A 15,307-nucleotide genomic window follows, 5' to 3' on the forward strand; every position below is an offset into this window, starting at 1 on the left:
TGGTTCTAATCCCTCATGGAGATGCTTGCTGCTATAATAATTGGATCCCAGACCGGGCCAAATGGTGGCGAATAACCCAGATCACCATAGAACAGATCTTCTACTGTAAAACCACCCTGTATTGCCATAGCCAGTGCATTCAATCTCCATGCTCCTCCATCTTTGGACACGATCTGCCCCCCAAGGATAGTATCATTCTCCTTTGAAATGAGAATCTTCACGTAAACGTCCTCAGAACCGGGGTAATAGGCAGCCTTGCTTTTTGCCTTAACCATTTTCTCCCTGAATTCTATCCCTTTCCTTTTAAGTTCACTGCTGTTAAGTCCTGTGAAGCCAACTTCAAGGTCAAGAATCTTCACCAGGGTTGTTCCCAGTGATCCAGGAAACTCCATCAGTTTGCCAGCAACATTTGACCCGGCAACTCTTCCCATCTTGTTGGCAACCTGTGCAAGCGGCTGCCAGTCTGTTGTTTTTGTAACAAGATTGGTTGTCGTTGCAACATCTCCAGCTGCATATATGTCTGGGTCTGAAGTCTGCATTGAGCGGTTCACCAGAATTGCTTTGTCCATAAACAGATCAAGTCCAGCTTTTCTGGCCAGATCCACATTGGGGGTTATGCCAACTGCAAAAATGACAACCTCTGTTTGGAGTTTACCGTTAAAGGTTTCTACTGAAAGTTTTCCATCACCAATTTCTTTAATGTCTTTGATGGAGGTATCTGTAAGCACCTTAATTTTTGAGGAGATAGCCTTTTGGACAACTTCTGCAATATCCTCATCAAGTTTCTGGAGGATTCTGGAATGTTTTGAAATAAGAGTGACACTTTTCCCACTTTCAAGAAGCACTGATGCAAGCTCCAGGCCAAGAACCCCGTCCCCCACAATGAGAATTTCATTGTATTTTTCTGTTATGCTCCTGGCGTATTCTCCACTTTCAAGGCTTCGTATTCCAAACACGTTCTTGAAGCTTCTTCCAAAAGGCACATTTGCGGTTCCACCGGTAGAAATAAGAAGTTTATCATATTTCAGCTTTCTCCCATCCTGCAGCAAGAGGGTCTTCTCTTTCCTGTCAATATTTTCAACCTTTGTTCCCGTCTGGACATCTATCTTCCTATTAATTGTGAATTCTGTTATTGGATAATGAAGAAGGTTTGAAGCTCCGGGGACTATTCCCTGAATAAGGTATGGAATTCCGCATTCCGCATAGGAAACATATTTCCCGCTTTCCAACACCGTGACAGATAGAGATGGGTTGGACCTCTTAGCCTTGGATGCCGCGGACATGCCGGCTGCACCTCCTCCAATTACTATGAAATTCATATTCCCATATAATGTGAAAATAGATAAATTCTACCGGATATAATCATGAGTGGTGATCAAAATGATTCTGATCAGAAATCTTGTTATAGCTTGCATAGGCAGGCGGATCCGCAGTTGTCCCGTACAAAGGAAGGGCAGTAAGGAAGGTCTTCTGTCATGTCGGAACTCAGTGAATATTCCATCTCCTCTATTCTCTCCATTATCTTATCTCTTATAACCGGAAGATCCCTGAATTTTACCCTAAAACATTTAGCTATGTTGCTGTCCATCTTTAATCCCAACATAATATACCCCATATTTGATCCTGCAAGGCTGCAGATCATTGCCAGCCTGAGGATATAAAACGGAGACAGTCTTGAAGTTGAAAGCTTGTCCGGTTCAAAACTGTAGGACCTCACCAGGACGGGATACAGTCTTTCCAACTGGTCCACTCCTCCATCGGGAGTTGTGGCGATTGAAACCATTGGAAAATAACCAAGTGATCTGCCATCAATTCTCATCTCTCTCCTCTCCCTGTATATCCCAGAATCATAAACAGCATTATTTACGTTAATAAGGGTTTCATCAGGATACAAAGGTTCTGCCTCCTCAGCAGGATCAAAAAGCCCTTTTTTTTCCAGGTAGACTCTTCTGGGTATTAGAAGATCCCAGAGTGAAAAACTCCCATATTCAGTTACTGAGGAGTTTATTCTGCCATCTTCCAGTTTTGTCTCCAGTTCTACATTTCTCCTTATTGTAACATTATTAAAGAGAGAGGATGAGTCTATTGGTGAAGATTTGCTGCAACTGCAGATATTATTTGTTCTGAATTTGCATCCATATTCAAAATATCTGCATCTCCCCAGATCTCCAGAATCTGAATTTCGAATGGAAGTGACCATGGATTCAAACCTGTTTCTTATAAATCCCAGTGAGTCCCATCCCTCACTAATCCTTATTGTAAATGATCTAAAACGATCATGGTGATCCTGTTCATAGTAGACAAGATAATGATCTTCGTTTAGTCTTCCCGAAAGCGTCGCGTAGAAAACCAGCTGTTCCAGATCCTGGGGATTCTTATTTATAACATCACTTTCGCAATTTATATCATGTGATGTGGTTTTGAATTCTATTATATGGTTACCTATCCTGAAGTCTATTCTTCCGCGTACCTCCGAAAGGCCATATTTTTCGCCGTTCACTTCCTCCTCCCTTACAGCGAATGGTGCAAAGTGCCTTATCCAGCTGAACATCATCTCATGCACATTGTTTCCGTGCCTGAATTTTTCAATAACTTCTGCATCTTCCGGAATACCTGGAAATTTAACCTCATAGTATTTTCTGGTGGGATTTACAAGATCGGTTACTCCGAACCACATTTTTCTATTCTCTCTATCCATCAGAAGATTCTGCGATATAATGTCAGATGCTGACTGATCGTATGTTATCTCAACAACGGATGACCTGGCCAGTAAAACCCATTGGTCAACACTTAATGGTTTATGGTTCTGCGTCATCAGATATACGGGAAACTGTTATTTTAGTTTTCATTAAAGGATTTTGGAAACCTATCTGTAATCTGCGATTCCCATAAAGTACGGGAGGTTCATTAAAACGCGTTATGGATGTAAAAGGATTCACCTTTCCTGCCGGAAGGATATTTAGATAACATGACAATGAAATGTTAAAATGCACTACTAGAAAATTTTCATGCTGTTCAATCAAATTCAAAAAAGGGAAAAAATAAAATCAATTAAAGTTCATCATCATCGTCATCGCTGTCATCATCATCGTCATCATAATCCCGTCTCTTAAAGCTGACCAACAGATGCACCTCCTGTAGCTGAACCTAATGATTACCAATATTTATATTTTTCAGAATTTGCACATTGTCAATTTTTAGTTGACAGTATCCAAATTAGCCATAACAGACTGAAATCGTTAGATACAATTTGAGTTTGACATTATATGTGGCTTCCATTGTCTTCTATTCTGCCCTGCTATGATACAGGAGTCCCATAGTTGCGCTCACAATTGGGATTAACGATGTTTTGTACTTGGTAAGACTTCTAGGCATAACCAGAAAGCAATTCGTTGTGGCTATAATCTAGGGTGTTGTACTGTCCGCCTTGGATGATGCTTCTCAGTGGGTTACTTCAACACATATGCCAGTATACTTCTATAATAATTTTTACATTCGCTGTCCTGACAAGTGCACTAATTTTCACAATGTGTCTAGTGTACTTTATACTCATAGGAAGGGGGGTTTAATTAAGAGTTACAACATAGATATTTTGGAAAAGTGGCCAAGGGAAATCAAGAGATTAAAAGAAATAAAAAGGTGAAGTAATGCTATTAAATTCATCACAAACTAAATTGAAAAAACACAATACCCATCCCATTTTTTAACAACTGACGATTTTTATTATCTCCCTTGGCTTCTCTCCTGCTTTTTTTGATGTGACCATTAAGTTGTATTCAACTTAAAATATTCATCGTTGTAGGCACATGTATTCCGGGGATTAACCCAGGATTATTTATTTTATGATATTTTTAATAGAAAACTTTTCAATTTATATGTGACTACTGTACCTCCATAAAGAGATTTGAAAGGATCAAGAAAATACATGGAAAGGAATGCCTTTACCTTATAACTGCATATTCCTAGTGTGCCAGGTATTCTCCCACTGGGGCATCGTTTGCACGATAAAGAATGTCCCATCTATTTTTCACCTGAGGGAATAGATGGAAGAATTCCCCATCCTTAGAACGATGCCAATCTTGCTTTTTACGAACAATCCATCAGAAATTAAGTCCCTCCTCCTGTTAGTGTAAATTACAGGAAGGGAATCAGCGTATTCAAACACAAAATGCGTGGTGGCTATCCTAAATCAAAATAAAAAAGGGAAAAGAAGGTTTGGTAAAACTCCATGCTGTCATATCCATACATGATGGAAAAGAGGGGAGAAGGATAATGGAATTCAATAGGGATATGATTCAGACGAAATATTCATTTCATTTGGATTAAAGGCAATTACCCCGCTAGGGAAGAATGCTTCCTCGCAGATCAGAGGATAGCCTGCAAGTTCTAAAATCGTCAGGATTATAAAAAAGCCAAGTGAAAATCAGTAAAAGCAAACACGTAGAATATGGAAAACGCTGGAATGTGAAAACATATCTATTCGGCATAAAGAGAACGATTAGCGAAATAATAAAGGCGGTCAAACCTGGATATATTGCACAAGAATAGCACTGAAGGTTCAGTATTGCAACATTATAAGTGGCATGACATATGCGTATTGAATTGTGCAACACACTTTCTAACTAAATGATCTTTTATACGCTTGCCTGAGACTCATATCAATGTTTTTATCTTCATTTACAACCATCGCCTCTCTGTTTTTATAAGATGTAAAAAATTCCACTGTATGAAGTTTCAATTACAGAGGTCCTTTGTCGAATCAAAATGTTTTATACGTATCTTAAATACTCGATTTGTAAATGGAAAACAAAAAGGATAATTTCAGCGAGTGGTACAACGAAATCATTGAAATCAGCGGGTTAAGTGACAAGAGGTATCCAGTAAAAGGAATGAACGTCTGGATGCCATACGGCCTTAAAGCAATGCAGTTTATAGATAACCTTACCAGGAAATATGTAGATGCCATGGATTTTCAGGAAGTCAGTTTTCCTGTTCTAATCACTCGTGGACAGCTTATGGTAGAATTTGAGCACGTGAAAGGTTTCGAGAATGAGCTTTTCTGGATCACAAAGGGGGGAAGTGAGAAGCTGGAAGAAGATATGGCAATGAGGCCCACAAGTGAAGCAGCCATGTACCCAATGTTTGCTCTCTGGATCAGGTCGCATGCTGATCTTCCCATGAAGATCTACCAGATTGTCAATGTTTACCGTTACGAAACCAAACATACCCGTTCTTTCATCAGGATAAGAGAGATCCATTTCTTTGAGGCACACACGGCACATGCAACATACGAGGATGCTGAAAAACAGATGGATGAATATTTGATTATCTGGAAGAAGCTTACAGAGATGCTCTGTCTCCCCTATTTAGTGAACCAAAGGCCAGACTGGGACAAGTTTCCAGGTGCAAAGTATACACTTGCATTTGATACAGTAATGCCCAGTGGAAGGGCACTCCAGATAGGAACAATCCATCAGTATGGTACCAATTTCTCCAAAAACTACAATATAACATATGCACTTGAGGACGGAAGTCATGAATTGGTTTCTCAGACAACATTCGGAATGAGTGAGAGACTTCTTGCAGCAATAATATCAATTCACGGAGATGACACGGGCCTCATATTCCCTCCTGATATTGCTCCTGTGCAGATCATAATAGTTCCCATCCCATCCAGGAAGGTTGATGTGGAGGCATATTCCTATAAAATCTTGGAAAACCTTAGGGAAATGGACTTCAGGGTCAAAATGGATGACAGAGATGCCTACACTCCCGGATACAAATACAACGACTGGGAGATGAGGGGTGTACCGCTGAGAATAGAAATAGGCGCAAGGGAGGTTGAAAAGTCCAGGGTTACAGTTTCACTCAGAACAGAAAAAGAAAAAATGAACATGGAAAAGGATGAATTTTTTGCAAATATTCACTCCTTGCTATCAACTGTAAAGAAAACTCTCACTGAAAGATCAATTGATACAATGAAGAAGATGACCATAAACGCAGAAAATATAGATGAAATTAAAGGACTGGAAAGAATTGCAAAATTATTCTGGTGCGGAAGTGAGGAATGTTCAAGGAAAATAGAGGAACAGACAGAGATGTCATGTCTTGGAATGAATCATGACAGCAAAGATAAAGGAAAGTGCATTGTCTGCGGAAAAGATGGTTTCACAGCTATTTTCGCGAGAACATACTGAAAAAAGATGGATGTGAAACAGGGATTGCTTATTGCATTTGATATGGATGGCGTGCTAACCCAGTACCCCAGCAGCTGGGAATATGTTCACAGAAGCATAGGTGTGGATAACAGCGAGAATGTTTCACAGTTTATCAGTGGAAAAATAACCTACGAACAATTCATGGAAATGGATGTTTCTCTCTGGATCAAGAAGCTTGGCCAGGTTCCAGTAAACAGAATTAAGAATATTCTATTAGGCATATTATTGAGGCCGGACTTGGTAGAAAGTATCCAGAGGCTAAAAAAGGAGGGGCACAGGGTAGCTATAATTTCGGGAGGCATCTCTCTGCTTGCCGAAGAGATAGATAGAATGGAAAAATTTCATTATATATTTGCAAACAGCATAGTGGCGGATAAGAACGGTTTCGTTTTGCCATCCGGCATCATGAACGTCAACTATAGGAGAAAGGACATGAATCTTGTGTACCTGCAGAAACTGCTTGGCATTGGCCGGTATCATACAGTATCTGTAGGGGATTCCATGGATGATGCATCCATGTTTTCCGTGTCTGGTTACTCCATAGCTTATAATCCAATCAAAAAGGATCTGTCTAAACTCGCATCAGCTACGGTGGTGTCGGGGAAACTTATGCCGGTTGTTGAGCTTATAGAGAAATATCAGGCCTCGGTGGAAGATAACTGCAGGTGAGTATTTAGCCTATTATTTATATTCTGACATGATCACCATGTGTAATGGAAAAAATTGATCCCTCCACTTCTATAGAAAGACTCCAGTCCGGCGTTGAATGCATAGACTCTGTGATGGGTGGCGGACTCGAGCCCGGTGTTATAACGGAATTCTACGGTGAAGGTGGGTCAGGCAAGTCGAATCTTGCAGTGGTCTTCTCTGTTGCTGCAATAAAGCTGGGGAAAACAGCAATTTATCTGGATACAGAAGGTTTCTCAGGAGACAGATTTATGCAGATATGCGGATCAGACAGGTCAATTGCAGAGAACATGCAGCTTTTCCGCGTTTCATCCCTGGATGATCAGGAGCTTTCCATAATGAGAGTCACTAAAAATCTGGAGAAGATGAAGAACCCTGGAATACTGGTTGTGGATTCATTCACAGAATTCTTCAGGCTGGAGAAATCCAATGATTACAATTCAAGGGTAAACGGCATACAGAGGCAGCTTTCCATGCTTTCCGGCATTGCGCTGAAATTCTCAATTCCGGTACTTCTTACAAACCAGATCTACATGGATGTTGATTCCAAGAATCTTCAGCCATTCGGTGGTTTTATAATTGATCATGTTATGAAATCAATAATAAGGCTGGAGAAGGATGGCGAAGGTGTGAGAAAAATCAGGGTTATCAAGCACAGGTCTGTTCCAGAGGGAAAGGAATCCAGGTTCAGAATAGTAGAATACGGAGTAACATGCGAGGGATGAAATGGGGGTAGACTTAAGTGATATAGTCGTGAAAAGGAAAATTACTATCAAAGATCTGGCAAACATGACGGTTGCAGTAGATGCCTACAACATAATATACCAGTTCCTCAGCAGCATAAGGCAGCCTGATGGGACCCCACTTATGGATAGATCTGGCAACGTCACATCCCACCTTTCAGGAATATTTTACAGAACCATCACCATGCTTGAAAGTGGGATTAAACCGGTATATGTCTTTGATGGTAAACCATTCAGGCTGAAAAACAGGACTCTTGAAGAACGCAGGATTGTAAAGGAAAAGAATATAAGTGACCTTGAGAAGGCCAGAGAGGAGGGGGATGTTGAAAAGATAAGGTCTCTCTCATCAAGAATCAATTACATCAATGCTGATATGATCCGAGAGATCAAGGAACTTCTCACCTGCATGGGGATACCATATGTTCAGGCACCGACCGAAGGCGAAGCCCAGGCTTCCTGGATGAATGGAAAGGATATGGTTCAGGGGGTCATTTCACAGGATTATGACTGCATCCTTTTTGGGGCAAAACAGATTTACAGGAATATCACAATATACGGCAGAAGGAAGGTTAGCGGAAAGAACATATATATCAATGTTTCCCCGGAGGTTATCGAAGCGGCTGAGACATTTCGAACACTGGGAATGACAAGAGAGAATATGATTGATGTAGCATTGCTTGTGGGGACAGATTTCAATACAGGCATTGACCGGGTAGGGGCAAGAACTGCTGTGAAGCTCATCAGAAAGTATGGTAGCATAGAAGAAGTTCTAAAGGTGAAGAACAGGGAGATAGAAAACCTTCAGGAGATAAAAGATTTCTTCATGCATCCACCGGTGGAGGAACACCCTGATACTACCTTACATGAGGTAAAAAGGGAGGAAATTTTCGAAATGCTCTGCGACAGGCATGATTTTTCAAAAGATCGTGTTTTACCCTATGTGGAAAATCTGGAAAAAGTGCACAAAAAGGCCAGCCAGTTCAACCTGGACTCCTTCTTCTGAGATTAAATGCAGTTATGGTGTCAAATGTATCAAAGGCCAATAATTAATCAATGTGAACTATTTGCATGAATTTAAATATCATTATAGTTATATTCAAGTGGTAGGAAATGGAGAAAACACTTATTGACGTGGCACATGTATCCAAAAGAGGAAGCTCACTTCGGATGACTCTCCCCAGAAAGGTAGCCGAACAGCTTCAGATTGATCCTAAGGATATCGTGGGATTTTACCTCGAAGGAAAAAACGTGACTCTTGAAAAAATGAAATGAATAGTGAGAGGCAAAAGAGAGCACTGTTCAAACCGTTTACCTGCATCAAATGAAACCTTTAGGTACGAACATTAAATAATATTCCTGTACTTAAGTGAACGTAAATAATATGGGAGATGCGTGATAACAATGGATGAGAAAATGATTAAAAAAACCACCAAAAGTCTCATGATTCTTATTTTCCTGGTTGCTCTGGAATTCGCCACAGCCATGATGGCAGTTATAACTACTTTCAATTACACAACTGTGAACGGTAAAGAGTTAATTACAACCATAGCCTCCAGAACATCCTATATCTGGACCATAGTTTCCATAATTTTAGTTACAATGCTGGCGGCAGCACTGGTATCGTTCATTATAAAGCTGAAAAAGTTTAAAGCTGAAATGAAAAAGGAAACCTCATCAGCAAAAACAGCTTGAAATTTATTAAGATCAAACTTTTCCAGTCATGGTAAAAATCTATCTCCCCATATTTCCAAATAGAGAAACATTCTGAAAAAGTTCCTTAAAATGTTTTATCTGCGCATTTCATTTCGTATAAATTACCAGTATGTCACGGAATTTTTCCTCATTTTTCGAATAAAATTCACGGGCAGGTTCAAGCAGATCTATAAGATATTCTGATACTGCAGATTTCAAATCCATTGGGTGAATCTTGTTCTCCATATACATGGATGAGAATTCATTCCAGTTTCCTATTGTGAACGGGCCACCCTTTGATTGTGGCCTGTTAATCTGGAGTGGTTTTCCAGAAAATGGGAAAAATATCTCCTTTACTATGGAGGCAACTGGATTTCCATCAATATCGCCCATGGGGCAGAATGCGTTCTTCAGCTTCCTTTTGATATCATCAGGAGAATCAGATAGAAAAACTGCTGAATTTGGATCACTTTTTGACATTTTCTTGAAAGAATCCATTCTTCCTGAACCCAGTAGGCTCCCCAGCAGAGGACCATGCAGGGATACAACTTTTTTAATGCCCATCTTCTCTTGAATATCTCTGGCAAGCATATGGGCATGCCTTTGATCCATGCCTCCAACCGCCAGGTCAAGGCCCATATATATAATATCGGTAATCTGCATTAAAGGATAGATGTATTTGCTGAAATCCCTGTCAGACTCATCTTCCGTCCTTCCCATTATGGGAAGCGATCTTCTTAGCCTGGTCAGGCTGGTGTTCTTTGCAACCTTCAGAAGAGTCTCCCAATATGCCTGATCTTTCACCAGTTGGGAAGCCCATATAAACTCCACCTTGGGAGAGAGACCCAGGGCCAGCAAACTTCCTTTCAGCATTTCACCGCTCAGTCTTATCAGCCTCATATCTCCGCCCAGTTTGTCATTTATCATGGCGTGCCAGTCAGCAAGAAGAATTCTCATATGCACACCTGCTGCAACAAGGTCATTGATCTTTTCCTTCCAGATAATGGCAGTGCCAAGATGGGGTATGCCTGAGGGTTCAAACCCTATATAACCATTGCTTCGGGAAAGATCAAGCCCAGTGAGATCCTCATGAGTTACAACTTCCACCATGTTCCTTTCTGCCAGTTCAATGCCGTCCATTATAAACTGAAATAGTTAGCATACTATTAAACAATTTTCGAAAAAGAATTACCACTCAGAAGAGATGCTGCAGTTCAATACCAACTTTATGTATATATAGTAAAATAAGGCTTGCGGATGCAGGTTAAGATTACCATAGAATCATATGTATCACAAAAACGAACAGAAGGACCATTGAAACTGTCAGGATGGACGACAGGATTATTTTCAATAATTCTTTTTTTGTGGGGTATCTGTATATATTAAGGTTTGGCTTACTATCACTCCAGTAAGGACTCTGATGTTTTCTATCCCCAGCTATTGACCAGAATGTTTTACGGACTCGGTATCCAGCATTCACTACTTTTCCAGTTTTCCTTTTATTGTGTTCCATCTGTTCCCCCTTCAATTTTATGTACCACTATGGGCATGTATGGTCCTTCCTGTGACAGCCATATCTTCTTCTCCCTGCAGAGAAAAAGGCAGTAAACCAGGGATACAAAGTTTTCAAGTTTTGACCCTGAGAAATAAGCGTCAATATAGAAATCTGTCTCGGGTATAGTTTTAATCTTCTCGTACAGTTCATTTATCTCTTTTTCAGGTTCTTCTGCATGGAGTTCGTTCACTATATCTTCCATAACTGAGACGGATGCCTCTTCCGGTTTTTCCCTCTTAGCTGCAGATTCTTTCTTCCTGTATGCAGTTTTAACATATTCAAGCAGCTCCACGAGGAGTACCCTGCTCTTATGGTCCGATCTCACCGGCAGATCAAGGGGAAGAATTGCTTCTCTGAAGCTTTTGAATACAGTTGCATCTGCAGTTTCTATCTCCGTTGGAACTGAAGCTTCCTGGTCCTCAGGTTCCAAAAGATCATTTTCCCCAACCATCCTCTTCTTTACAGAAATATCGCTTTTTTCCATCAATACATGCCATGCGAGTGTCAAAACATATCCGGCTGTGCCGAAATCCCTAAATTTATCATCTATGAGGCTTTCAAATATGGCTGAAAATGCAATTATATTTACAGACCATGGATCTACCAGGCCTTCCTTGCACATCTCAAATATCCTCGCCACTGATCTGTAAAAAGGGTTGGAGTATTCAGCTCCATGATCCAAATTCTCCAATATATCCTTATAAATCTCCACATCAGAATCAAGGAGGGTTCCCTGTGTGATGATGCTATTCAGAATATCGCTGTTATCCATCAGAAAGCCTCCGTTCCATGGTTTAGAGTCTTTTCAAAAACCTCGGAATTCGCATCGTCAAAAATTGTGACCCCTATAACATGATCTGCATACTTCAGCATGGCCTTCCTCAGTGATACAACCAGGATCTGTGAAGTCTTTGAATTCTGCATAAACAGGCTTCCAGTTCTTTCAGCATTTGCACCATCAAGGAACATATCAACCTCATCCAAGTAGTAGATGGGGGAGGGCTTTGTCCGTTGAACAGCCATTATGAATGCAAGAGATGTTAGGCTCTTTTCACCTCCCGAAAGTGCATCGAGCCTGCTAAAATTAGTCCCCTTTGGTCTTGCTCTTATGTGGACTTCCGAGTTGAGTGGATCATTCTCATTGCTCAGGATAAGCTGGGCTTCCCCGCCTCCAGAGAGATTATAATAAATACTGTTCATATCAGTTTTCAGGGAATAATAAAGCTTCAGGAAAGCCTTCTTCTTCTCGTCGTTGATCCTCTTCATCAGATCCTCAAGGGATTTCTTCTCATCCCTAAGTTTATCAATTTCACCAACAAGGGTTCCGAATTCATCTGTAACAAGAGTGTATTCTTCTATGGCTTTCTGGTTAATTGGACCAAGACTCTCAATTTCAGAGGATAATGCTTCAATGCCTCTCTTCAGTTCATTGCTGCCTGTTCGATCCACCATAACCTCCCCGCCAAGTTCTGCCATTTCCCTCTCTTTTTCCAGGGTTCTTGATGAATTTGTATCCAGTTTGGCATTGAGGCTTATGACAATTCCCCTCTGTGTTGACAGATCGGCTTCGAGTTTTCTTATATTCTCATTATGTATGTCTATATCCCTCTGCATGGACTGCAGTTTCTCATTAAACTCCTTTGATTTTGAATCCAGCTGGCTTTCAAACATTCTAAGCTTCTTCAGCTCTGCGTCGCTTTCAGCATATTCTTTCTTTACCTGTTTCTGTTCCATTGCGGCCTTCTCAACTTCTTCCTTCAGTTTCCTTATGCTGTCTGAAAAATTCTTTTCTCTTTCCTTATGGGTGGCAAAATCGCGATCTATGCGGTACATCTGTTCATTCAATGCCGTCTCTTCTGTTTTCAGCTGATTGAGTTCCCTCTCTATTTTCTCCTGTATTTCCATGGTTTCTGGTGAGTTTTCCCTCATTTTATCAAGTAGGTTTCTTTTCCCGCTTTCAAGCAATTCAATGTTCCTTGCAAGATCAAATCGCTGGTTTTCCAGTTCACCAAGTTCTTTTTCCTTAAATTTGAGTTTCTTTCCAAGATCCTCAAGTTCAGTCTTGAGTTTTTCCAGTTTCACCTTTCCTTCTTCAACAATTGTTTTCAGGTGCTGCTCCTCGGAACCGCTGGAACCCTCACTCCTGGACATGCTTGTAAGCTGCCTTGTAATCTCTTCCAATTCCATATTTTTTTCATTAATGGTTGGTCCGAGTGCGTTTAATTCCTCATTAAGTTCTCTTAGTTTTGCTGACAGATCCGAAATTCTTGCTTCACTGTCCTGGAATCCGGACCTCTTCTCACTGAATCCACCGGTTATTGCCCCGCTGGCTTCAAATATATCTCCGTCCATTGTGACCAGGCGTACACCTACCATGTATTTCCTTGCCGTATCGACATCTCTCACAATAACTGTGTCCTGGAAAGCATACCAGATAACATTTTCATATATTTTGTCATATTTTACAGTTTCAAAAACGTATCCAAGGGATCCCTCTGATCTGCTGACAATTATCGCCTTCCCCCTTGGCCTTCCTATGGTCATTTTATTCAGTGGAAGAAAGGTCAGTTTTCCCGTCTTCTCTTTCTTAAGCACTTCAAGACACTTTGCTGCCACTAAATCGTCATCCACCACAACTGCATTGAGTCTGGAACCGGCAGACGATTCAATTGCACTCCTGTACTCATCATCAAATGAAATCAACTCTCTTACAGGGCCATGGATTCCGGAAATCCTTGCTTCATTTCTGGCTGCCATAATGGAATGCAGGGATCTTCCCGTGGTGGAGTTTTTCTTTTCATTGGAAGCCTGTATTCTCTCATATTCTCGGCCCAGTGTCAGAAGTTCCCTGTTTATGTCATCTTTTTGTTTTCCAAGGTCCTGAATTAAAGCCTTCAGATCGTAATATCTCTTTGTTAACTTCTCCCTCTGTTCCTTCTGCCCTTTGTTCACATCTCCGCTCTCACGCAGTCTCCACTGGGCATCCTTTATCTGGAACTCAACTGTTTTCTGGTCTTCCTCAAGATGGGAAATTTTGCTGCTTATACCTGTCCTCTCTGAGAGCATATCCTGTCGTTTGTTGTCAAGATCAGAGATTTTTATCCTCAGATCAGAAAGATCAGATTCCATGCTGTTCAATTTTTTCTGTGCATCTATTAAAAATTTAGAACCGCTTTCGTTTTCTTTCCTTATGAGACTTAACTCATACTCCTTCTCTCCTATTTTCCTGATATTCTCAGCAATCTTTAGATTATTCTCGTTCTTACTCAATTCAAGTCCAGCCAGTATCTTTCTTACATCATCCCTTTCCTGGAGGTTCTCCTTAATCTTTTGTTCAAGTTCCCTTATTTCAGTTTCGAGATTCTCGCAACCCATCTTCCTTGTTGCAGTTTCCACTACCCGATTTTCAATTTTTTTTCTCAACTCTGTAAGTTCAAAACCTGCAATGGAGTCTCTTTCTCTTTCCAGTTCAGTCATATGGGCTTTGATACCTGCTATTGAGGTCTCTTGCTCCCTTATCTTGTTCTCAATTATGGAAATCTCGGAATTAATTCTCTCTATCTGCTGTTCCATGGAGGTCTTTTCCCTCTTCATTGCTTCAATTTCATAACTGACCAGGGTTGTTCGCATGTCTTTTATCTTTCTGGAGATTACATTGTACTTTTCTGCTGCCTCCTTTTGAATCTTCAGTTCCTGGGATCTTCTCCATGCCTCTTCCTTTAGAATATCAAGTCTTGTGATGTTGTCGTCAATGGATCCCATGTCATCTTTGGCTTTTGCAATCTGTATGTCGTATCCCTCTATACCGGCTATGCTTTCGAGCAGTTTTCTTCTCTCCACGCCTGTCATTTTTATTATGTTGTTTATGTCCCCCTGCAGAACAAAACTGTAAGAATCAAGGTATATGTGAAGTGCGTCAAGCAACCTTTCAACATCGCTGAGCTTGCATCTTGTTCCGTTTATTGAATAAACTGAACGGTAGCCGTCTAAGTCAGACAAAAGTTCTCTGGTGATTCGGATTATTCTCTCTTCTTCAGGCTTGCCGATCTCTTCGGTATTAATCGTAATTGTTACGCTGCAGTAGTCTTTTTTCTTCTTTCCCGATGGAGGATTATGCACAAGATCCCCAAGCCTGTCAGCTCTAACAGTTTTTGATGATCTCACACCAAGGACAAATAGGAGAGAATCCCCTATATTGCTCTTTCCGCTCCCGTTTGGCCCACTGATTACAGTAAACCCCTTCTTGAATACAATTTTCGTCTTTTTTCCAAAGGATTTAAAATTATCCAGCTCAAGAGATTCAATGATCATGTTTAACCTGTCTGACAATCGTCATATACTTTATGCTTTAATAAGTATTTAAGTCTTATTATTTTTCGTCTTTTAAATTTTCAGATCGGTAAAAGAGATAG

12 protein-coding genes are annotated in these 15,307 nt (G+C 40.6%); 6 read left to right on the plus strand and 6 right to left on the minus strand.

Annotated elements, in window-relative coordinates; genetic code table 11:
• Positions 1–5: 5 nt before the first annotated feature.
• Complete coding sequence (locus OXIME_RS02345) at positions 6–1,319, minus strand: FAD-dependent oxidoreductase (RefSeq protein WP_393971879.1); 1,314 nt, start codon at positions 1,317–1,319, stop codon at positions 6–8.
• Positions 1,320–1,402: 83 nt separating this feature from the next.
• Entirely contained in the window at positions 1,403–2,815 is a 1,413-nt protein-coding gene (locus tag OXIME_RS02350; RefSeq protein ID WP_393971880.1) for a hypothetical protein, read from the minus strand.
• A 1,984-nt stretch (positions 2,816–4,799) separates the two neighbouring features.
• On the opposite strand from OXIME_RS02350, the gene proS reads away from it, so the two are divergent.
• The 6 genes from proS (at position 4,800) to OXIME_RS02380 (ending at position 9,340) form a co-directional block, all read left to right on the plus strand.
• On the plus strand, positions 4,800–6,197 hold the full coding sequence (proS, locus tag OXIME_RS02355; protein WP_393971881.1) for a proline--tRNA ligase: 1,398 nt from the start codon (positions 4,800–4,802) through the stop codon (positions 6,195–6,197).
• Between the two features lie 6 nt (positions 6,198–6,203).
• Positions 6,204–6,887 carry an HAD-IB family phosphatase gene (locus OXIME_RS02360; RefSeq protein WP_393971882.1) on the plus strand — a complete coding sequence of 228 codons (684 nt, stop codon included), beginning with the start codon at positions 6,204–6,206 and terminating at the stop codon, positions 6,885–6,887.
• Between the two features lie 44 nt (positions 6,888–6,931).
• The gene (gene radB, locus OXIME_RS02365) at positions 6,932–7,630 is read left to right on the plus strand and encodes a DNA repair and recombination protein RadB (RefSeq protein WP_393971883.1); all 699 of its coding nucleotides are present in this window, start codon (positions 6,932–6,934) and stop codon (positions 7,628–7,630) included.
• 1 nt (position 7,631) lies between these two features.
• Entirely contained in the window at positions 7,632–8,651 is a 1,020-nt protein-coding gene (fen, locus tag OXIME_RS02370) for a flap endonuclease-1 (protein WP_393971884.1), read from the plus strand.
• Positions 8,652–8,758: 107 nt separating this feature from the next.
• Positions 8,759–8,920, plus strand: coding sequence for an AbrB/MazE/SpoVT family DNA-binding domain-containing protein (locus OXIME_RS02375; RefSeq protein WP_393971885.1), 162 nt, complete (start codon positions 8,759–8,761; stop codon positions 8,918–8,920).
• Between the two features lie 129 nt (positions 8,921–9,049).
• A complete protein-coding gene (locus OXIME_RS02380; protein WP_393971886.1) occupies positions 9,050–9,340 on the plus strand; it encodes a hypothetical protein in 291 nt (96 codons plus the stop codon).
• A 108-nt stretch (positions 9,341–9,448) separates the two neighbouring features.
• On the opposite strand, the gene OXIME_RS02385 is transcribed toward OXIME_RS02380, so the two are convergent.
• The 4 genes from OXIME_RS02385 to smc form a co-directional block, all read right to left on the minus strand.
• Positions 9,449–10,480: a tyrosine--tRNA ligase gene (locus OXIME_RS02385; RefSeq protein WP_393971887.1), complete on the minus strand. Its 1,032-nt coding sequence runs from the start codon at positions 10,478–10,480 to the stop codon at positions 9,449–9,451.
• Between the two features lie 130 nt (positions 10,481–10,610).
• Positions 10,611–10,853 (minus strand): hypothetical protein, encoded by a 243-nt coding sequence (locus tag OXIME_RS02390; protein WP_393971888.1) that lies wholly within the window; start codon positions 10,851–10,853, stop codon positions 10,611–10,613.
• Positions 10,840–11,667, minus strand: a complete 828-nt coding sequence (locus OXIME_RS02395) for a hypothetical protein (protein ID WP_393971889.1) — start codon at positions 11,665–11,667, stop codon at positions 10,840–10,842. The genes OXIME_RS02390 and OXIME_RS02395 overlap by 14 nt, the downstream gene beginning before the upstream one ends.
• Complete coding sequence (gene smc, locus OXIME_RS02400; RefSeq protein ID WP_393971890.1) at positions 11,667–15,206, minus strand: chromosome segregation protein SMC; 3,540 nt, start codon at positions 15,204–15,206, stop codon at positions 11,667–11,669. The genes OXIME_RS02395 and smc overlap by 1 nt, the downstream gene beginning before the upstream one ends.
• Positions 15,207–15,307 lie beyond the last annotated feature (101 nt).

The organism is Oxyplasma meridianum, from assembly GCF_038024865.1.
In the GTDB taxonomy this organism is placed as follows: Archaea; Thermoplasmatota; Thermoplasmata; order Thermoplasmatales; family Thermoplasmataceae; genus Oxyplasma; species Oxyplasma meridianum.

Bases quoted from the DNA above. Each gene is read 5' to 3' on its own strand.
- radB (WP_393971883.1), top strand. From the start codon at position 6,932: ATGGAAAAAATTGATCCCTCCACTTCTATAGAAAGACTCCAGTCCGGC.
- OXIME_RS02350 (WP_393971880.1), bottom strand. From the start codon at position 2,815: ATGACGCAGAACCATAAACCATTAAGTGTTGACCAATGGGTTTTACTG.
- OXIME_RS02380 (WP_393971886.1), top strand. From the start codon at position 9,050: ATGGATGAGAAAATGATTAAAAAAACCACCAAAAGTCTCATGATTCTT.
- OXIME_RS02385 (WP_393971887.1), bottom strand. From the start codon at position 10,480: ATGGACGGCATTGAACTGGCAGAAAGGAACATGGTGGAAGTTGTAACT.
- OXIME_RS02360 (WP_393971882.1), top strand. From the start codon at position 6,204: ATGGATGTGAAACAGGGATTGCTTATTGCATTTGATATGGATGGCGTG.
- OXIME_RS02390 (WP_393971888.1), bottom strand. From the start codon at position 10,853: ATGGAACACAATAAAAGGAAAACTGGAAAAGTAGTGAATGCTGGATAC.
- smc (WP_393971890.1), bottom strand. From the start codon at position 15,206: ATGATCATTGAATCTCTTGAGCTGGATAATTTTAAATCCTTTGGAAAA.
- OXIME_RS02375 (WP_393971885.1), top strand. From the start codon at position 8,759: ATGGAGAAAACACTTATTGACGTGGCACATGTATCCAAAAGAGGAAGC.
- fen (WP_393971884.1), top strand. From the start codon at position 7,632: ATGGGGGTAGACTTAAGTGATATAGTCGTGAAAAGGAAAATTACTATC.
- OXIME_RS02345 (WP_393971879.1), bottom strand. From the start codon at position 1,319: ATGAATTTCATAGTAATTGGAGGAGGTGCAGCCGGCATGTCCGCGGCA.
- proS (WP_393971881.1), top strand. From the start codon at position 4,800: ATGGAAAACAAAAAGGATAATTTCAGCGAGTGGTACAACGAAATCATT.
- OXIME_RS02395 (WP_393971889.1), bottom strand. From the start codon at position 11,667: ATGGATAACAGCGATATTCTGAATAGCATCATCACACAGGGAACCCTC.